This is a genomic window from Polaromonas sp. CG_9.5, from assembly GCF_035984465.1.
Lineage (GTDB): Bacteria > Pseudomonadota > Gammaproteobacteria > Burkholderiales > Burkholderiaceae_C > Polaromonas.
This window is the reverse complement of record NZ_JAXCHR010000017.1, coordinates 15,827-35,480: the sequence shown is the minus strand read 5'-3', so window position 1 is coordinate 35,480 and position 19,654 is coordinate 15,827. Positions and strand designations below refer to the sequence as shown.

The 19,654-nt window shown below is 62.1% G+C and carries 17 protein-coding genes; 4 read left to right on the top strand and 13 right to left on the bottom strand.

The window, feature by feature from the left end; translation table 11 throughout:
* Window positions 1–73: 73 nt before the first annotated feature.
* From fba to RCH06_RS13320, 3 genes are all read right to left on the bottom strand, one after another.
* A complete protein-coding gene (fba, locus tag RCH06_RS13330) occupies window positions 74–1,138 on the bottom strand; it encodes a class II fructose-bisphosphate aldolase (protein ID WP_327081952.1) in 1,065 nt (354 codons plus the stop codon).
* Between the two features lie 138 nt (window positions 1,139–1,276).
* Window positions 1,277–2,659, bottom strand: coding sequence for a sensor histidine kinase (locus RCH06_RS13325; RefSeq protein ID WP_327081951.1), 1,383 nt, complete (start codon window positions 2,657–2,659; stop codon window positions 1,277–1,279).
* Window positions 2,656–3,348 (bottom strand): response regulator, encoded by a 693-nt coding sequence (locus tag RCH06_RS13320; RefSeq protein WP_327081950.1) that lies wholly within the window; start codon window positions 3,346–3,348, stop codon window positions 2,656–2,658. The genes RCH06_RS13325 and RCH06_RS13320 overlap by 4 nt, the downstream gene beginning before the upstream one ends.
* A 107-nt stretch (window positions 3,349–3,455) precedes the next feature.
* Between RCH06_RS13320 and RCH06_RS13315 the strand changes: the two genes are divergently transcribed.
* Window positions 3,456–4,208 carry a phosphatase PAP2 family protein gene (locus RCH06_RS13315; RefSeq protein ID WP_327081949.1) on the top strand — a complete coding sequence of 251 codons (753 nt, stop codon included), beginning with the start codon at window positions 3,456–3,458 and terminating at the stop codon, window positions 4,206–4,208.
* Here the strand turns inward: RCH06_RS13315 and RCH06_RS13310 are convergent.
* The 7 genes from RCH06_RS13310 to def form a co-directional block, all read right to left on the bottom strand.
* Window positions 4,120–4,989 (bottom strand): alpha/beta hydrolase, encoded by an 870-nt coding sequence (locus tag RCH06_RS13310; RefSeq protein WP_327081948.1) that lies wholly within the window; start codon window positions 4,987–4,989, stop codon window positions 4,120–4,122. The two genes, RCH06_RS13315 and RCH06_RS13310, sit on opposite strands and share 89 nt — an antisense overlap.
* Before the next feature lie 170 nt (window positions 4,990–5,159).
* Complete coding sequence (gene pyk, locus RCH06_RS13305; protein ID WP_327081947.1) at window positions 5,160–6,593, bottom strand: pyruvate kinase; 1,434 nt, start codon at window positions 6,591–6,593, stop codon at window positions 5,160–5,162.
* A 207-nt stretch (window positions 6,594–6,800) separates the two neighbouring features.
* The gene (locus tag RCH06_RS13300) at window positions 6,801–7,994 is read right to left on the bottom strand and encodes a phosphoglycerate kinase (protein ID WP_327081946.1); all 1,194 of its coding nucleotides are present in this window, start codon (window positions 7,992–7,994) and stop codon (window positions 6,801–6,803) included.
* 414 nt (window positions 7,995–8,408) lie between these two features.
* Window positions 8,409–8,738 (bottom strand): AzlD domain-containing protein, encoded by a 330-nt coding sequence (locus tag RCH06_RS13295; protein WP_327081945.1) that lies wholly within the window; start codon window positions 8,736–8,738, stop codon window positions 8,409–8,411.
* Window positions 8,735–9,505 carry an AzlC family ABC transporter permease gene (locus RCH06_RS13290; RefSeq protein WP_442799656.1) on the bottom strand — a complete coding sequence of 257 codons (771 nt, stop codon included), beginning with the start codon at window positions 9,503–9,505 and terminating at the stop codon, window positions 8,735–8,737. The genes RCH06_RS13295 and RCH06_RS13290 overlap by 4 nt, the downstream gene beginning before the upstream one ends.
* Before the next feature lie 11 nt (window positions 9,506–9,516).
* Window positions 9,517–10,500 (bottom strand): methionyl-tRNA formyltransferase, encoded by a 984-nt coding sequence (gene fmt, locus RCH06_RS13285; RefSeq protein WP_327081944.1) that lies wholly within the window; start codon window positions 10,498–10,500, stop codon window positions 9,517–9,519.
* Between the two features lie 68 nt (window positions 10,501–10,568).
* Window positions 10,569–11,090, bottom strand: a complete 522-nt coding sequence (def, locus tag RCH06_RS13280) for a peptide deformylase (protein WP_327081943.1) — start codon at window positions 11,088–11,090, stop codon at window positions 10,569–10,571.
* Window positions 11,091–11,290: 200 nt separating this feature from the next.
* Between def and RCH06_RS13275 the strand changes: the two genes are divergently transcribed.
* The 3 genes from RCH06_RS13275 to RCH06_RS13265 all read left to right on the top strand — a co-directional run bounded on the left by RCH06_RS13275 (window position 11,291) and on the right by RCH06_RS13265 (window position 14,294).
* Window positions 11,291–12,511 (top strand): LysM peptidoglycan-binding domain-containing protein, encoded by a 1,221-nt coding sequence (locus tag RCH06_RS13275; protein ID WP_327081942.1) that lies wholly within the window; start codon window positions 11,291–11,293, stop codon window positions 12,509–12,511.
* A 94-nt stretch (window positions 12,512–12,605) separates the two neighbouring features.
* Window positions 12,606–13,751, top strand: coding sequence for a DNA-processing protein DprA (gene dprA, locus RCH06_RS13270; protein WP_327081941.1), 1,146 nt, complete (start codon window positions 12,606–12,608; stop codon window positions 13,749–13,751).
* Between the two features lie 24 nt (window positions 13,752–13,775).
* Complete coding sequence (locus tag RCH06_RS13265; protein WP_327081940.1) at window positions 13,776–14,294, top strand: DUF494 domain-containing protein; 519 nt, start codon at window positions 13,776–13,778, stop codon at window positions 14,292–14,294.
* 54 nt (window positions 14,295–14,348) lie between these two features.
* Here the strand turns inward: RCH06_RS13265 and RCH06_RS13260 are convergent, their stop codons facing one another.
* The 3 genes from RCH06_RS13260 to secD are packed head-to-tail and all read right to left on the bottom strand — an operon-like array spanning window position 14,349 to window position 19,637.
* Complete coding sequence (locus RCH06_RS13260; protein ID WP_327081939.1) at window positions 14,349–16,745, bottom strand: DUF1631 family protein; 2,397 nt, start codon at window positions 16,743–16,745, stop codon at window positions 14,349–14,351.
* A 22-nt stretch (window positions 16,746–16,767) separates the two neighbouring features.
* A complete protein-coding gene (secF, locus tag RCH06_RS13255) occupies window positions 16,768–17,721 on the bottom strand; it encodes a protein translocase subunit SecF (protein WP_327081938.1) in 954 nt (317 codons plus the stop codon).
* Between the two features lie 41 nt (window positions 17,722–17,762).
* A complete protein-coding gene (gene secD / locus RCH06_RS13250) occupies window positions 17,763–19,637 on the bottom strand; it encodes a protein translocase subunit SecD (protein WP_327081937.1) in 1,875 nt (624 codons plus the stop codon).
* Window positions 19,638–19,654 lie beyond the last annotated feature (17 nt).

Sequence of the window (19,654 nt, the reverse complement as noted above, 5' to 3'; positions counted from 1 at the left end):
CCGTGCGACTGAAGCAGTCCACCACGGGCTTTGAATTATCGCCAATCCGGCGGACTGGACGACGGCAGCGGGATCAATTAACGACTTGCGCCAGCTCGCCGTTGGTGTATTGCGCCGCCACGACCTGCAGGCTGCGGCCCTTGATGCCGGCGGCCTGGCCTTCGCAACCGAATTCGATGTAGCGCTGCTTGCAGATCGCCTTGGCGGCTTCACGGGCGGGCTTGAGCCATTCACGGGCATCGAACTTGTCCGGGTTTTCAGCCAGGAACTTGCGCACCGCGCCAGTCATGGCCAGGCGGATGTCGGTGTCGATGTTGATCTTGCGCACGCCAAACTGGATGGCTTTCTGGATTTCCTCGACTGGCACGCCGTAGGTTTCCTTCATGTGGCCGCCGTACTGGTTGATCTGCGCCAGCAGGTCTTGCGGCACGCTCGACGAGCCGTGCATCACCAGATGGGTGTTGGGAATGCGCCGGTGGATTTCCTTCACGCGCTCGATCGCCAAAATGTCGCCGGTGGGCTTGCGCGTGAACTTGTAAGCGCCGTGGCTGGTGCCGATGGCAATCGCCAGCGCATCAAGCTGGGTGCGCTTGACGAATTCGGCAGCTTCTTCGGGGTCGGTCAGCAACTGGTCGTGCGTCATGATGGCGTCGGTGCCGTGGCCGTCTTCCTTGTCGCCTTGCATGGTCTCCAGACTGCCGAGGCAACCGAGTTCGCCTTCGACCGACACGCCGAACGCATGGGCCATGTCGACCACCTTGCGGGTGACTTCAACGTTGTACTCGAAGCTGGCAATGGTCTTGCCGTCGGCCTCCAGGCTGCCGTCCATCATCACCGAGCTGAAGCCCAGGTCAATCGCGCCCTGGCAAATCGCCGGGCTCTGGCCGTGGTCCTGATGCATGACCAGCGGAATGTGCGGATACGCCTCGACAGCCGCCAGAATCAGGTGCTTGATGAAGGCTTCGCCGGCGTACTTGCGTGCGCCTGCGCTGGCTTGCAAGATGACGGGTGCGCCGACCTCGTCGGCAGCGGCCATCACGGCCTGCACCTGCTCCAGGTTGTTGACGTTGAAAGCTGGAATGCCGTAGCCATTGGCGGCGGCATGGTCCAGCAGCTCGCGCATCGAAACGAGTGCCATGATCTGAGTTCCCTGAAAGTTAATAAAACGGTCGCAAGGGGTTGGTCAGGACTGCGGCGCTTTGAACGCCAGCGCTGTGCCTTGGGCGGTGGTAACCGCGACGTAACCCGAATCGGTCATTCTACCGTCTGACCAAAGTCAGCCGGTGCTGGAAACTGCCCCAAAACACAGCCGGTAGCAGCGGGTAAACGGCGCTGGCGCGGCATGCTGGGCAAAGCTGCCGCCCTGCTTGTGCATGACACGTCCGACAATTTTGTGGCCCAGCCCCAGACGTTCGCCCGAAGGCGGTGCCGGCTGCGCGCTGCTGCTGTGCTGCGCCGCGCCATCGTCACAGACCTGCAGCCACGGCATGCCCGCGTCGCATCCCCATTGAACGCTGATTGCCGTGCCGCGCGGGGTGTGCTGCAGAGCGTTGTCGATCAGGTTGCGCAGGGCCAGCTCCAGCAACAGCGGATGCGCCTGGATCTGCAGGTTTTCGGCACCCTCCACGCTGAGCGGGTGCCCGCTTTCCCACGCCGCCTGGGCGTAGCCGGCCACCACCTGACGCGCCAGTTCGGCCAGGTCGAGTCGCACCTGCGCGGGTTCCAAGTCTGTGCGGCTGCTGCGGGCCAAAGCCAGAAGCTGGCTGATGACATGCCCGGCGCGCAAGGCATCGGCGCTGATTTGCTGCAGCGCGGCCGCTTGCGCCGGGGCCGGCAAAGCGCCCCGCAGCGCGGTCGCCTGCAGGGCAATCGACGACAGGGGCGTGCGCAATTCGTGGGCAATTTCACTGGCCAGCTGGCGCTCGCGCTCCAGCGCGTCCTGCTGCTGGCCCACCAGCTGATTGATGGAACGCACGACCGAATTGAACTCGCGGTAAGGGTGACGGGCCTGCAGGCGCGCGGCATGGTCGGTCTCCAGCGCTTCCACATCGCGGGACAGCGCCTGCAGCGGCTGCAGGCCGCGCAAAATGGCCGCGCCCAACGCCAGCGCCACCACCGGCAGCAGCCACAGGCCGGGTTCAGCCAGCTGGATGGCGACATCTGCCGCCAGATCATGCCGTTCCTCGGCCTTGACCAGCACCATCACCTGCCGGCTTTGCACCGCATCCCACTGGGAAAAGCTGCGCCATGCGCTGGCCGGGCTGCCCAATTGCAGATTGGCAAAGCCGTCGCGCGGATCAAAAGGCGGCAGCGGCGCGTCGCCAGTGCGTACCAGCAGATGGCCGTCAGAATCCCGCACCACAATGCTGAGCGAATATTGATAGTCGTGCTTTTTCAGGCTGGTCAAGGACGGCTGGGCCACGTCCAGATTTGCCTGGCGCGTCAGCTGGGGCGTGCTTTGCATAAAAGGCGGCAAATCAAGCGTCAGCAGCAGCGCGGCGGTTCCGGCCAGATGGCCGTCGGTCAGCTCGTCTGCTTCATGCACGCCGGTGCGGTAACCAACCACCACAAACCCGGCCCACACCAGCAGCAGCGCGGCCAGCACACCGCACACCAGGCGGCGGGTGAGCGATGCCTGCCGGCCTGCAGGCGGCTTCATGCCTGCTCTTGCCGGGGAATGAAATAGCCCACGCCGCGCACCGTCTGGATCAGGCTTTCCCCGAGCTTGCGGCGCAAATGATGCACATGCACTTCAACCGCATTGCTGCCCACGGTGTCTTGCCAGTTGTACAGGCGCGCCTCCAGTTGCTGGCGCGACAGCACCCGGCCACGCGAGTCAAACAGCAGCACCAGCAAGGCAAATTCGCGCGGCGTCAGCTCAACGGCCTGCCCTGCGCGCAGCACGGTATGGGCAGCCGGGTCAATCACCAGATCGCCCTGCAGCAGCAGCGGGTGGGCGCGACCGGCCGCGCGGCGCAGCAGCGCACGCATGCGGGCTTCGAGCTCGTCCAGGTCAAAGGGCTTGACCAGGTAGTCGTCGGCGCCCAGATTCAAGCCCGAAATACGGTCAGCCACCTGGTCGCGCGCCGTCATGATGAGCACCGGCATCAAGGCGTCGGGCAAGCCGTCTTTTGCTGTCTTTGATTGCCGGATGCGCTGCAAAAGATCGCCGCCGTCACCATCGGGCAGGCCGAGATCGAGCAGCACCAGGTCAAAGACTTCACTGCGCAGCGCTGCCCAGGCGCAATCGAGCGTGCCGCACACATCAACGGCATAGCCGCGCTGCTGCAGGTTGGTACGCAGGCCGGTGGCAATGCCCGCATCGTCTTCAACTACCAGGATTCGCATCGGTTGATTGTCCATGCCCACTGCGAAATTTTTTGGGTGGGTCGGCTTTTAAGGAGAACTTAAGGCAATCGGGCTACCTTGCGTGCAGCCCACCCGCCAGATCGCTCATGTTCACCCTCCGCTCTCCCCTCCTTTCTGCCCCGCCGCGTATTTTGTTAGGCACCGTGGCCAGCTTTTTGCTGTTGCTGGCTTGGGACGCTTCGGGGCTGGATCTGACTCTGGCGCACTGGTTTGGCGCTGCCAGCGGTTTTGCGCTGGAGAGCCACTGGTTATGGCGCGGCGTGCTGCATGACGACATCCGGCTCTGGCCGTGGGCGATTGAGCTGGGTCTGCTGATCGCGATTTTCCTGCCCTTCGGCAGCTTCAGGCAGTTGCCGAAGGCGCGGCGGGCGCAGTTGGCCCTGACGACGCTGGCCGCGCTGCTGACCGTCTCGACCATCAAGCTGTACAGCCACACCAGTTGCCCTTGGGACTTGCAGGAATTCGGCGGTGTGGCGACTTACGTGTCGCACTGGGCCTTGGGGTTGCGCGATGGTGGCACAGGCGGGTGTTTTCCGGCTGGCCATGCGTCGGCGGGGTTTTCGTTCATCGGCGGTTTTTTTGCCTTTCGGCATGGGCTGCCCAAAACGGCCTGGCGCTGGTTTGCCGGTGCCATGCTGGCCGGGCTGGTGTTTGGCCTGGCGCAGCAGATTCGCGGCGCGCATTACATGAGTCACACGCTGTGGACGGCCTGGCTGTGCTGGACAGTGGCAGCAGGCGCAGATGCGGCAGTCAGCCGACTGATTGCACGAAACCGCTCACGCGTTCCAGCACCGGCGCCCGACCTCGCAGGACTTGCGCCATGGTCGCCAGCAAAGTGACATGGCTGACACCGTCGTACAAGGCTGATTCGACCCGCACGCCACTGGCTTTGAGCCGCCGCGCCATCGCCACCGTGCTGCGCTGCGGATCCACCACGCTGTCATTCACCGGCGCCAGCAACAGGGCTGGCGGCGACGCGCGCGACACATGCGCCATCGGCTGCGTGTCCAGCGACGTGTTCGGCCAGTTGAAGGCGACTTGCGTCTTGGCGTCGCCAATCGGCAAAAAGTCATAAGGGCCAGCCAGGCCGATCCAGCCGGCCAGGCGCGAAGGGCTCAAGCCGACGGCTGCCAGCCAGCGGCTGTCCAGCGCCACCATGGCGGCGTTGTAGGCACCGGCACTGTGGCCCATGACGAAAATACGTTTTGCATCGGCACCCAACTCCGCCGCATGGTCAAACGCCCAGCGAACAGCACTGGCGCTGTCCTGCACGAAAGCCGGGTAACGAAAGGCCGGACTCAGCCGGTAGTCGGCGACCACCGCCACGATGCCCCTGGAAGCCAGCGCCTCGCCCACAAACCGGTAGTTGGCGCGCTCGCCTGAAGACCAGCTGCCGCCGTAAAAAAACACCACCATCGGCGCATTGCGCGTGGTGGCATCAGGCTGGTAGACGTCGAGCAACTGGCGCGGATCGCTTCCATAGGCCAGGCCCTCGGTGCGCCGGTAGGTGTCGGTGGCGACGGTGGCATTGAGCAGGTCAGTACCCGAACAGGCGGCGAGCAGCGCCGGCAGCATGGCAAAAAACGAGCGTCTTGGCAATTTAGAGAAGATAGTTTTCATGGTGTAGGGCTATACGCAGCGCCCCTGGCGGTGGATTCAGACCAGCACCGACCGGGCGCGCCGTGCACCCTCGCCGCGCCAGCAGGGGCCGTGGAACCGGCTTTGCCGGGCCACAGGCGCAGCGCCCCCTCGGGGGGCAGCGCAGTACGCGAAGCGACAAGCGTGGGGGCCTACGCCACCCGGCAGATCTTGAGCATGTTGGTGCCGCCCGGCGCGCCCATCGGCTCGCCGCAGGTGATGGCATAGACATCGCCGCTCTGCACAATTTCAAGGCGCAGCAAATGACTTTCAGCCTGTTGCAGCGCGGTGTCGCGGTCGGCGCTGTTGTCCATCAGGATGGGCCGCACGTTGCGGTAAAGCGCCATCTTGCGCTGGGTCGCCAGGCGCGGGGTCAGTGCGTAGATCGGCACGCGGATGTCATGGCGGCTCATCCACAGCGCGGTCGAGCCGCTGTCGGTCATGGCCACAATCGCCTTGGCGCCCAGGTGGTGCGCCGTGAACAGCGCGCCCATGGCAATCGACTGGTCAATGCGCGCAAAGGTCTTGCCCGAAAAGTCGGCGCTCAGCTCCTTGTACTCGGCCTTCTCGGCTTCTTCGCAAATCTTTGCCATTTCCTCGACGGTTTCCAGCGGGAAGCGGCCGGCGGCGGTTTCGGCGCTGAGCATCACCGCATCGGTGCCGTCGAGCACCGCATTGGCCACGTCGCTGACCTCGGCACGCGTGGGCACCGGGTTCAGGATCATGCTTTCCATCATCTGCGTGGCGGTGATGACCACCTTGTCCAGCGCGCGGGCCATCTTGATCATGCGTTTTTGCAGCGCTGGCACGGCGGCGTTGCCGACCTCAACCGCCAAATCGCCCCGCGCGACCATGATGCCGTCGCTGACTTTCAGGATTTCATCGAGCTTCGGGATGGCTTCGGCGCGCTCGATCTTGGCGATCAGGCCCGGCTTGTGTTTGTACGGTGCGGCGGCCACGTTGCACAGCTGGCGCGCCATTTCCATGTCGGTGGCGTTTTTCGGGAAACTCACGGCCACATAGTCGGCCTGAAAACTCATCGCCGTCCGGATGTCGTCCATGTCCTTGGCCGTCAGCGCCGGTGCGGTCAGGCCACCGCCCTGCTTGTTGATGCCCTTGTTGTTCGACAACTCGCCGCCGAGCTTGACGGTGGTGTGGACTTCCTCGCCGCGCACCGCATCGACGGTCAGCACGATCAGGCCGTCGTTCAGCAGCAGCACATCGCGCGCCTTCACATCGCGCGGCAGTTCCTTGTAGTCCAGGCCAACGCCCTTGATGTCGCCCGGCTCGGTGCGCGACGCGTCAAGGATGAATTTTTCGCCCGGAACCAGCATCACCTTGCCGTCAGCGAACTTGCCGACGCGGATTTTCGGGCCTTGCAGATCAGCCATGATGGCGACTTCGCGGCCCGTGCGCTGGGCGACTTCGCGCACCAAAGCGGCCAGGTCGATGTGGTCTTGCGCCTTGCCGTGGCTGAAGTTCAGCCGCACCACGTTGACGCCAGCGCGTATCATTTTTTCCAGCAAGACCGGATCACTGGAAGCGGGGCCGAGGGTGGCAACGATTTTGGTGGCGCGAAGCGTCATAAGGGTGTCTCCTTGTAGTTTATTTGCCGATTCTCACACGGAACCGGTTACCAAACGGGTACCAAAAACCGCGCTTCCAGGCCCGGAAAAAGGCGCAGCGTCGGGCGGCACGCCTGGCGCGCCAAGAAACCCTGTTTTTATAATAAAACAGCTGATTGCGCATGCTGGACGGGCGTAACCAGCTATCAAAACAGAAGCAAACAGTTTTCAGCCGTTGGCCCGCTTTTGCAGGATTTCAAAGGCTGGCAGGGTCTTGCCTTCGAGCACTTCGAGGAAAGCGCCGCCACCGGTCGAGATGTAGCCCACGTCTTTTTCAATGCCGTACTTGGCAATCGCCGCCAGCGTGTCGCCGCCGCCGGCAATGCTGAAGGCGCTGGAGGCGGCAATCGCGCGGGCGATGCCTTCGGTGCCGTGCGAAAACGCGTCGAACTCGAACACGCCGACCGGGCCGTTCCAGACGATGGTGCCAGCGCGCTTGAGCTGCGCGGCCAGCCGGGCGGTGGTGTCAGGGCCGATGTCCAGGATCAGGTCGTCGTCCTCGACTGCAGTGGCTGGCTTGACGGTGGCGGGTGCATTGGCAGCAAAAGTTTTGGCGCAGACGACGTCGGTCGGAATCGGCACTTCTGCCCCGCGTGCCTTCATGGCCGCCATCACCGCTGTGGCTTCGGCCAGCAGGTCGGGCTCGGCCAGGCTCTTGCCAATCTTCAGGCCGGCAGCCAGCATGAAGGTGTTGGCAATGCCGCCGCCGACGATCAGCTGATCGACGTTATCGGCCAGCGCCTTCAAGATGGTCAGCTTGGTCGAAACCTTGCTGCCCGCGACGATGGCGACCAGCGGCCGCTTCGGATGCGCAAAAGCCGCCGTGATGGCGTCCATCTCGGCGGCCAGCAGCGGGCCGGCGCAGGCAATGGGTGCGTACTGGGCGATGCCGTAGGTCGAGGCTTCGGCGCGGTGCGCGGTGCCGAAAGCGTCATGCACAAAAATATCGCACAGCGCAGCCATCTTGCGGGCCAGCGCTTCGTTGTTCTTTTTCTCGCCTTTGTTCAGGCGGCAGTTTTCCAGCATCACCAGCTGGCCGGGCTGCACGTCCACGCCGTCAACCCAGTCGCTGACGACCGGAATCTCGCGCTGCATCAACTCGCCCAGGCGCTGCGCCACGGGTGCCAGAGAATCAGCCGGCTTGAATTCACCTTCCGTGGGGCGCCCGAGGTGCGACGTGACCATCACCGCCGCGCCGGCATCCAGCGCCATCTGCAAACACGGCACCGACGCGCGGATGCGCGTGTCTTCGGTGATGGCACCGTTGCTGTCTTGCGGGACGTTCAAATCAGCGCGGATAAACACGCGCTTGCCAGCCACTTGGCCGCTGGCGCACAAATCGGAAAAACGGATGAAATTCATGACGACTCGCAAAGTACAAAGGTTGAAAAAACCGCTGACAGGCGCGGTTGGCTGGAAGAATTGTAGGGGCGGCCCACAGACTGGGCGACCACAGGGCGCGCTATCTACAACTCAGCAAGGGCCGAGGAACCGGCTTTGCCAGGTCGCAGGCGCAACAACCGGTAGAAGAGAGTAAAAAACTACACCCAGCCACCGACGGTAGCCGCGCTCTAACTCAGCAGGGGCCGAGGAACCGGCTCCGCCGGGCCGCAGGCGCAGCGCCCCTAGAAGAGAGCAAAAACTACCCGCAACGCACGACCGTCGCTGCGCCCCAACCCAGCATGGGCCGCAGAACCGGCTTCGCCGGGCTGCAGGCGCAGCGGCCCCCTCGGGGGGCAGGAAGCCACACGCAGTGGGCGACCGTGGGGGCAACACTCACCAGCCCAGGCCAATATGCAGCGGCAAGTAGACCGCCATGCCAAGCGCAATCGTGCCCAGAATGCTGCGCTTCCAGAAATAAAAAGCACCGGCCAGCAACGCTGCGGGCAGGCGGGCGTCCATCAGCGTACTCACCAGCTGGCCGTTGTGCATCAAAATCTCAGGCGCCAGCACGCCGCCCAAGGCGGCCAGCGGCGCGTAACGCAGGCTGCGGCGCAACCAGTTCGGCAACGGCACTTCCTTATCCGGAATCAGGAAAAAACTGCGCGTGATCAATGTGATGACGGCCAGCCCGACGATGGCCAGCACGGTTTCCCAGGTGTTCATTCGTGCAGCGCCTCATCGACCTTGACGGGTTTGCCCTGCAAGGCCTTGTCGGTGGCTTCGATGATCAGGCCGATCATCATGGCCGCAGCAATCGCCACCAGCACATTGAGCCGCATCGGCAGCGCGTAAGCGGCCAGCGCGGCACTGCCCGCCACGCCCAGCGCCAGCCAGGTGGCCCGGTCGACCAGCATGGAGCACAGCACACCGAGCAGCGCCAGCACGCCGGCAAAACCCAGCCCCCACGACACCGGCAACACATTGGCCAGCAAAATGCCGGCAATCGAGGCCACATGCCACGACGCCCAGTTCAGCAGGGACGCACCCAGAAAATACGGAATCTGGCCGGGGCCAGGTTTGCCGTCCGGGTAGCGCTGGGTGAACATGATGTAGGTCACGTCGCCACTCAAGTAGCCGAGCAGGCAGCGCTTGAAACGCGGGAAATGCCCGAAATGCCCACGCCAGACAGCGCTGAAAATGATGAAGCGCACATTGATACAGGCTGCGGTGAACCAGACCACCCAGAGCGGCGCGCCGGTAGCCAGCAGCGGCATCACGGCGAGTTGGGCACTGCCGGCAAACACCACCAGCGACATGAAAATCGCCAGGCCCACGCTCAGGCCGCCTTTGATCATGGCCACGCCCGTGACCAGCCCCCAGGCCGCCACACCAATCGACATGCCGATCATGTCGCGCGCGCCTTTGCGCAAATCGGGGTCGCGCAACAGGGCGCGCGTCTGCGTCAGCAGAGAGATTTTTCCTTCAGGCATCAGGGCAGATTTCAAGCCGCAGCGCCGTCTGCCGCACCGCCCAGCAGCGTGCCAGGCGGCAGCGGCGTGCCACGCAAAAACTCAGCCACCGGCAGGCGCTTGCCGCCGGTGCGCTGCAGTTCGGTGACGCGCAGCACGCCGTCTCCGCACTGAACCGCGATTCCGGCCTCATCTGCAAGCAAAATCGTGCCCTCGCGCACAGCGGACGGGCGCAAGCAGCTATCAATTACAGAGCAAAATAGCTTCAGCGGCGTGCCGTCCAGCGTGGTGACGGTGCCGGGCGTGGGGTTGAAAGCGCGCATGCGCCGCGCGATCACCGTGGCCGGCTCGCGCCAGTCGATCTGCGCCTCGGCCTTGTCAATCTTGCTGGCATAGGTGACACCGGCTTCAGGCTGCGCCTTAGCCGTCAGGGCGCCTGCGCCGGCCAATTTGATGGCCTGCACCACCAGGTCGGCACCCAGCGCAGCCAGCCGGTCGTGCAACTGGCCGGTGGTGTCGGTGGCGTTGATGGCCAGGCTTTCGACCAGCAGCATGTCGCCGGTGTCGAGGCCGGCATCCATCTGCATGATGGTGACGCCGGTTTGTGAGTCGCCGGCTTCGATGGCGCGGTGAATGGGGGCCGCGCCACGCCAGCGCGGCAGCAGCGACGCATGGATGTTCAGGCAGCCGAGCCGGGGCGTGTCCAGCACCCATTGCGGCAGGATCAAGCCATAGGCGGCGACCACCATGACATCGGCCTGCGCCGCTTCAATGGCAGCGCGGGCGGCGGCAGCATCTTCGGGGTATTTGCCGTCCAGCCGCAAGCTTCTGGGCTGGGCGACAGCAATGGACTGGCTTTGCGCCCACTGCTTGACGGCAGACGCCTGCAGCTTCATGCCGCGACCGGCGGGCCGGTCAGGCTGGGTCAATACCAAAGGAATTTCAAACCCAGCGCTGTGCAGCTGGGCAAGCGCCACACGGGCAAATTCAGGAGTTCCGGCAAAAATAACGCGCATGGGGCGTGATTCTAAAGAGTCGGTGCGTCATCTCGCGCCGCACACGCCAAAACCCCCGGACGGCAAATTCAGCGTACTGCGTCGCGTTCTTCGTCTTTTTTCTGCTTGACCATCTTGGTCTTGATGCGGTTGCGCTTCAAAGGTGACAGGTATTCGACAAACACCTTGCCCATCAAGTGGTCCATTTCATGCTGGATGCAGACCGCCAGCATGCCTTCTGCCTCGTGCACCTGGCGCTGGCCGTCCAGGTCAAGGGCTTCGACCTTCACCGCCAGCGCACGTTCCACGCCGTCATAAATACCCGGCACCGACAGGCAGCCTTCGTCGCCGATGCGCGTCTCGGGGCTGGCCCAGACGATTTCGGGGTTGATCAGCACCAGCGGCTGGTCGCGGTTTTCACTCACGTCAATCACCACCAGGCGCTCATGCACATCGACCTGCGTGGCGGCCAGACCGATGCCTTCGGCTTCATACATGGTCTTGAACATGGCATCTACCAGCTGGCGATGGCGCGCTTCTACCTTGTCGATGGGCTTGGCCACGGTGTGCAGGCGCGGGTCGGGAAAACGGAGAATGGTGAGTTGAGTCATGGCAAGAATGAGCGGGGAAGTCGCTATTTTCGCCACTTTTCCCCATAATTTGAACGGCCCTATCGTCTCAGAAGCTGCAAACCGTTGCTTAATCAAGGGCTTGGGTACAGAATCCCTGAAAAATTGCCCCAAGATACAAACATTACAAAACGTGCCCTCTGCAGCCAAAAACAACCGCAGCAGACCCAACAAGCTTCAAGATGCAAACTATTTTTGGTCGTTTCAGTCAAATTTCAATCGCTGCCGCCGCCCTGCTGGGTGCGTCAACAGGCCTGCAGGCACAGGACTTTCCGATTACCCCGAGCCAAAAGGCCACTGCCGCCGAGGTGGCCCAAACGGGTATTCCGGAGGCTGACCTGGCTCCCAATGCCCCTGACAGCTACATCGTCAGGCCCGGCGATACGCTGTGGGCCATTTCCCGAATGTTCCTGAAAAGCCCTTGGCGCTGGCCGGAACTGTGGGGCATGAATCTCAACGACATCCGCAATCCGCACCTCATCTACCCCGGCCAACAGCTGTATCTTGAAAAAAGCAACGGCAAGGCGACCCTGCGCACCCGCCGCGCTGGAAGTGGCGCAGAGCCCTACAACACAGTTCATGTGTCGCCGCGCACACGCTACGAGACACTGGCCGATGCCTCGATTCCCACGCTGGCGCCACAAGACATTGAGCCGTTTCTGGCCGAACCGCTGATTGTTGATGAACTCACTTTTTCGCAAGCCCCGCGCATCGTGGCCACCCAGGAAGGGCGGGTGCTTCTCAGCCGGGGTGACCGCGCTTATGCACGCGGTGCCTATGTGGGCGATGGCGCGGGCAAGCCGCTCAGCGACGCCAAGGGCGAGCCGCTTGATTTCCGCGTGTTTCGCAACGCCACGCCGCTCAAAGACCCGACCACCCAGCAAATCCTGGGCTACGAAGCCCACTATGTCGGCAAGGTGGAACTGGTGCGCGGCGAAAGCACCGCCCAGAGCACCGACAAGGACGGCCAGGCGCAGACCGACATCGTTCCGGCCACCATCGATATCGTGACCGCCAAGGAAGAAATGCGCGTGGGCGACCGGCTGATTCCCGAGCCACCGCGCGAGCTGCGCAGCTATGTTCCGCGCGCGCCGTCCACCCAGATTACCGGGCAAATCGTCTCGGTATATGGCAACGGCATCGTGCATGCCGCCGAAAACCAGATCGTGGTGGTCAACCGGGGCGCACTGGACGGGCTGGAGCGCGGTCACGTGATGGCCATCGCAAAGGACGGCGAGCGGCTGCTCGACAAAACCGACAGCGCCCGGCCCAACCTCAAGCTGCCCAATGAACGCAACGGCCTGCTGATGGTGTTTCGCACCTTTGACACCTTGTCGTATGCGCTGGTGTTGCAGGTGACGGACAGTGTCAAGGTCGGCGACCGCTTCGCCAATCCGGATTGAGGGCTCCCTCTTTGCGCCTTCCGGGCGTTCGCACTGCATCAGCACAGGCGGCTGATGCCGCCGTCCTTCCTGCATCTTTTAAAAAATTCCCGTCATGGATCCCCACGAACTGAACGCCTGGCTGCGGCTGGCCCTCACGCCCGGCGTGGGCAACACCACGGCCCGCAAGCTGCTGACGGCGTTCGGCTCGGCGCAGGCCATTTTTGAGCAGAGCAGCGCCACCTTGCAAAAAATCGGCTCGGACAAACTGGCCCGCATCTTGCAAAGCGAGCCGCCCCTGCTGGCGGCGCAGTTGCAAACCACGCTGGACTGGCTGCAAGCCGGCGACGACCGGCGCGTCACCGTTCTGGGCGACGCGGCTTATCCAGCTGAGCTGCTCAACATCGAAGACCCGCCTTTGATGCTTTATATGCTGGGCGCGCTGGCTGTTCATGCCGAATCAGCTACCAAAAAAATAGCAAACAGCCTGGCTATCGTGGGCAGCCGCAACCCTACGCCGCAGGGAGAAAGCAATGCCCGGCAGTTTGCCAAGGCGTTTGGCAGCGCCGGCATCTGTGTGGTGTCGGGCCTGGCGCTGGGCATCGACGGCGCGGCGCATGATGGCGCGATGCTGGGCGACGGCGATACGATTGCTGTCGTCGGCACCGGGCTGGACCGGGTTTATCCCAAAAAACACCTTGATCTGGCGCACCGGATTGCACGCCAGGGCATGCTCATCAGCGAGTTTGCGCTGGGCACACCGCCGCTGACGGCCAATTTCCCCCGACGCAACCGCATCATTTCCGGCCTGAGCCGGGGAACGCTGGTGGTTGAGGCGGCGCTGCAGTCAGGCTCGTTGATCACCGCGCGCCTGGCCGCCGAGCAGGGCAAGGAAGTGTTTGCCATTCCCGGCTCAATCCATTCGCCGCAATCGCGCGGCTGCCATGCGCTCATCAAGCAAGGCGCCAAGCTGGTGGAAGTAGCGCAGGATGTGCTCGAAGAGCTGAAACTCATGCCGACCGGTTCATCCGCAGAACCCCCGGAGCCGGACGACGCACAAACCGAAGAAGATGACGCCGCAACCGAGGATGAAGACCCGCTGTTGGCCGCGTTGGGCTTTGATGCGTCAAGCCTGGATGCGCTGCAAGCACGAACCGGGCTGCCAACGCCTCATTTGCAGGCCCAATTGCTGACGCTTGAGCTCGACGGAAAAGTGGCGCGCCTGCCCGGCGGACTGTTCCAGCGCCTGGCGGCAGGCTGATGCTATCTGCGCTATATTGGTTACATGTTTGAAGTTCTGGTCTATGTTTACGAAAATTACTGGCAAGGCGACGCCTGCCCGGAGTCTGACCGGCTGGGCCGCAAACTCACCGCAGCCGGCTTTGATGCCGAGGAAATCCAGCAAGCGCTCGTCTGGCTGGACGGCTTGAACACCGCCGCCAAAGGCACGCAGATCAGCCTGCCCGAAACCACAGCGACTTCAGACCCTGCCGAAGCCGCCAGCGCTCTGTCCTGCATGCAGGCGCAGTCGAGCAACAGCCTGCGCATTTATTCAGTGGCTGAACAAACCCATCTGGGTGCGCAAAGCCTGGGATTTGTGTGCTTTCTTGAAGCATCCGGCGTATTGCCGCCCTACATGCGGGAAATTGTGATTGACCGCGCCATGGCGTCACCCGGTGATCCGGTTCCGCTGGACGACCTGAAAATCATCGTCCTGATGGTTTACTGGAGCTTCGGCGAAGAACCTGATGCGCTGGTGCTTGACGAGCTGTGTGACGATACCGAAGGCCGTTTGGCGCACTGAGCCTGCGCTTCTGGGCCGCACTGCAGCCGCAATAATCTGCCCTTTTTTCGTCAGTCAATCCTGGCTGAGCAGTCGCTCTGGATTGGCGTCGAGTTTGGCCAGTGCTTCGCGCGTGGCACGCACCGTCAGGGCTTCTTCTTCAGTCGGTACCAGCAAGCCTGCCTGCAGATAGGCCGCCAGTCTGCGCATCTGGAGCAGAAAACTGCGTCCATCGGCGGCCACAAAAAGGTGCAACTGCTTGCGCTCGCTGCACCAGGAAAACTGCACATGGCTGACTTTGCCGTTGTGGTCAAGGCTGAACCAGCTGCCCGGCTGCAAGGCACTCGCCCAGGTCCGCATGGCGTCTGTCGGCTCGTTGCCGCCATCGCCGATGATCTCGATATTTGCCGCATCAATTCCTATCATCACGAGGCTGTCAGCATCCAGCGGCAAGTCGCCAACATCCTGGTCGGAAAGATAGTCTTCAAGATTGGTCAGCCGCTTGGCCATAGCCTGGACTTTTTCCAGGGGAATGGCATCGGTTTTCGACATGAATGCATCAGCAAGGATGTCGCTGATGATCTTGACTTGGGCATCTTGCGCGGCCAGGTTCAGACCGAGCATGACCATGCCCTGACGCAGCAGCTGCAGTTGACCGGGAAGCGTGGAAATTACCCGGATGCGGTCGACACGGTTCGGTTTGGCGCTGGCCGCCCAGACCAGGTCAGCCGCAGCCTGTTTGAGCTGCAGCGTGTGCACATGCTGCGGACCGTTTTTCACCGCCGCAACAGCCAGCACCTCGGCCCAGACCTTGAACAAAAAATCCCGAATCTCTTCACGTACCGACATGTCGTTGAGCATGGTGCGCATCTCGATGGTGTACTGGATGGTCATGGTTTCTTTTTGCTCAAGCTGCTGCGCCAGACTCACCATCGGTGCAACGCCATCTTGCTCAGCCAGAAAACAGGACAGGAATTTGTCGAACTCGTCATAAACCAGTTGAAATACGCGGCGCCCGGTTTCGGGATATTGCTCGATGACCTGAACCACACGCCGGATCTCGGTTTCCATGACGCTGCCCGTCACCGTGACATCAAAACCCAGCACGCAAGAGCCCATGCGGTCAATCAGCTGGCGCGCCGGATGCCGCAGCGAGCTGAAAAACTCGGGCTCGGCAATCGCAACCCGAAGCACGGGCATTTGCAGCCGCGCGAACCAGACACGAATTCCAGGCGGAATCCGGTCTTCGGTCAGGATGCTCTGAAACATCAAGGCGACGATTTCAATAGTGGCTTTTTCTGCCGAAGTGGACGCAGACTGTTTCAGCGTACTGGTGCGCTGACGCAGGGCCTGCAGCATCTGGTCGACATCAGGCTGCTCGTGCGTCTGGCTCTGCATCTGGCCTTGCACCGAAGCCGGCAGGTCAGCAGTAGATTCTTCAGCCTGCTGCAGGCGGCTCATCGCCTGCGCCAGCTGCGGTGATGCCTGATGCATCTGCGCCTCGTCATAACCCGGAACCTGACGCGTCAGCAGTTGCTTGAGCCGCCCCATGACCGCTTGGGCCCGTACGCGCACACGGGCCATGGGCGTGTCTGCCATCTGCCTGCGCGCTTCGTCCTGACCGTCCCCCGAAACGCTGCTGATAGCGCCCGCCTGCGCAGCACTGTCTTCGCCACGGATCGCCGCGCTGCCTGCAGGGCTGCCATTTGCAGTGTCGCCGCCATCGGCACTCTGCGAATTTCCAGTCTCGCCCTTGGCCGATCCGGTTTTTTCAAGCAACCCCGTCTGGCTAGGCGGCACATTCGTACTCACGGCAGAAGGCGTGCGCCTGACCAGGGGCCGAAGGTCAATCTCCGGCATCACGCCTTGCCGAATCAAAAATTCATTGGTGGCGTGATAGATATCGTGCATCTGCACAGCCATGCTTTTCTGGGTAATCTCCTGAACCAGCAACCAGACCGACTGCGGCAAGCCCGCACGTACCCACTGCTCAATCAGGCCTTGGGCAAGCACTTCGGGCCGAAAAATGTCCTGCCTGTGCAATTCGGGTACGTTTTCCAGGCTCTGGATGCGCAAACGCAGGTCATTGAGTTCCCAGCTCGAAAAATCAAGCAGCCGCAGTGCCAGGCGCGAAGCAAGAATCCTGTGCTCTATGGTGTCATCGCCAAGCAGTTCCAGCTTGCCAGAATCAGCAAGCGACAAGCGGGCCGCAGCCACGGCAGGCGGCAGCCTTTTACTCCAGGCGCGCTGCGTACCTTGCGCCCAGATGGCGCTATTTTTTTGATAAGCCTGCAGCGCATCGCGCCGTTCCTGCATTTCCCGGGCATTGCCCGTCCGCGCAGCCAGCTCGAGCAGGCTATCGCCAATGGCTGCAGCCAGCACAGGCAACATGCGAACGGCGCGCTCGGTAAAAAGGGCGCGCGCCTGTCCGGCAATAAGACTGTGCTTGAGGTCGCGCGGAGGTAAGGCCAACTTGAACGACTACTAAGGAGAGTTACACCGTGGCGCCTGCGTTCGGATCGTTGGGATCTTCTTCTTTTCTCGCCGGCCCCTTGATCAGGTCTTCACGCTTGATGCCCAGCCACATGGCAATCGCCGCCGCCACGAACACCGACGAATAGATGCCGAACAAAATGCCGATAGTCAGCGCCAGCGCAAAATAGAACAGCGTCGGACCGCCGAACAGCAGCATCGACAGCACCATGATCTGGGTCGAGCCGTGGGTGATGATGGTCCGGCTGATGGTGGAGGTGATCGCGTTGTCGATGATCTCCTGCGTGTTCATCTTGCGGTAGCGGCGGAAATTCTCGCGAATCCGGTCAAAGATCACCACTGATTCGTTCACCGAATAACCCAGCACCGCCAGCACGGCGGCCAGCACGGCGAGCGAAAATTCCCACTGGAAAAAGGCGAAAAATCCGAGAATGATGATCACGTCATGCAGGTTGGCGATGATGGCCGCCACCGCGTATTTCCACTCGAAACGAAACGCCAGGTAGACCATGATGCCGAACACCACCATGGCCAGGGCCTTGAGGCCGTCCTGCGCCAGTTCCTCGCCCACTTGCGGACCGACGAACTCGGTGCGGCGCAGCGTCACGTCAGGGCTGGCGGCCTTGAGGGCGGCAATCACGGTATCGCTCTGCTGCGCGGTGCTGACGCCTTTTTGCGCCGGCAGGCGGATCATCACGTCACGCGAAGTGCCAAAACTCTGCACCTGCACATCATTCAGGCCCAGTTTTGACACCGTGTCGCGAATCTTGCCGACGTCGGCGGCCTGGGTGTAGTTGACCTCCATCAGCGTGCCGCCGGTGAACTCGACCGACAGGTGCAAGCCGCGCGTGAGCAGGAAAAAAACCGCCAGCGCAAAGGTGATAAAACTGATGACGTTAAAGATCAGGGCATGCCGCATGAACGGAATGTCACGCCGGATTTTGAAAAATTCCATCTCGAGTCCTAGGAAAGCAGCTCAGAAAAAAGTGGGCGATATTACTTGACGAGTACGCCATCTGCTGGCGGATGCCAGACCGTACCGATCGACAGCGACTTGAGCTTTTTTTGCCGACCATACCAGAGGTTGACCAAGCCGCGGGAGAAAAAGACGGACGAGAACATACTGGTCAAAATACCGATGCAATGCACCACGGCAAAGCCACGCACCGGCCCGGAGCCGTAGGCTAACAAGGCCAAACCAGCAATCAGTGTCGAGACGTTGGAGTCCAGAATCGTCGCCCATGCGCGTTCATAGCCCGCATGAATCGCGGCCTGCGGCGAAGCCCCCGCGCGAAGCTCTTCACGAATGCGCTCATTGATCAGCACGTTGGAGTCAATCGCCATGCCCAGCGCCAGCGCCATCGCCGCCATGCCCGGCAGGGTCAAAGTCGCCTGCAGCATTGACAGCACCGCCACCAGCAGCAGCAAATTGACCGCCAGCGCAATTCCGGAAAACAAACCGAACAGCATGTAGTACGTCGCCATGAAAGCCACGATCACCGCAAAGCCCCAAGACACGCTATGAAAGCCCTTGGTGATATTTTCGGCGCCCAGCGTGGGCCCAATCGTGCGCTCTTCAATAATCTCCATTGGCGCAGCCAGTGAGCCGGCGCGCAGCAGCAACGCCAGGTCGCTGGCTTCGGCAACGCTCATGGAGCCGGAAATCTGGAAACGGTTGCCGAGTTCGCCCTGGATGACCGGCGCCGTCAGCACTTCGCCCTTGCCTTTTTCAAACAGCAGGATCGCCATGCGTTTTTTCAGGTTTTCGCGGCTGGTGTCGCGCATGATGCGGCCGCCCTTGGCATCCACTGTCAAATCAACCTTGGGTTGCTGATTCTGCGAATCAAAGCCTGGTTGGGCATCGGTCAGGTTTTCGCCAGTCAGGATGACCTGCTTTTTGACAATCACCGCCTGGCCGTTGCGCTCGAAAAAGCGTTCCGCGCCAAAGGGCACAGGGCCGTTGTTGTTTTCAGCGGCGCGGGCTTCGGCGCTGTCTTCCACCAAACGCATCTCAAGCGTGGCGGTACGGCCCAGAATGTCCTTGGCCTTGGCCGTGTCCTGCACGCCCGGCAGTTGCACCACGATGCGGTCGATGCCCTGCTGCTGGATCACCGGCTCGGCCACGCCCAGTTCATTGATCCGGTTGTGCAGCGTCACCATGTTTTGCTTGAGCGCCTGGTCCTGGATACGGCGGGCAGCATCAGGCTTGATAGTGGCGCTCAGCTTGTAGCCGGTGCCGTCGGGGGCTTCCACCATCTCGAGGTCTGGAATCTGGTCCTGGATCAGGTTTTTGGCCGATGTGAGGGTGGCCGAATCACCAAAGCGAATTTCGATCACGTCGCCGTTGCGGGCAATGCCACTGTGGCGAATATTTTTTTCACGCAGAGACAGGCGAATGTCACCGGCCAGCGACTCGGCACGCTTGGTCAGCGCAGCCTTCATGTCCACCTGCAGCATGAAATGCACGCCGCCGCGCAAATCCAGCCCCAGGTACATCGGGTTGGCGTTCAGCGATGTCAGCCACGCCGGTGAGCGCGACAACAAGTTCAGCGCAACCACATAAGACGAATCGGAAGGGTCTGGCGAAAGCGCTGTCTGGATGGCGTCCTTGGCCTTGCCCTGGGTATCGGTATCGCCAAAGCGGGCCTTGATGGAACCGGCTTCCAGCGTGATGCCATCTGCCGTGATGCCAGCGCCTTTCAACGCCTGCTCCACCTTGGCCAGCGTCGTCGTGTCGACTTTGACGGTGGACTTGCTGCTGGAAATTTGCACCGCAGGCGCTTCGCCAAAGAAATTGGGCAACGTGTACAGGGCTGCGATCAGCAGCACGACCACAATAAGGACGTACTTCCAGGCCGGATAACGATTCATGAGAGATTTGTTCCTGA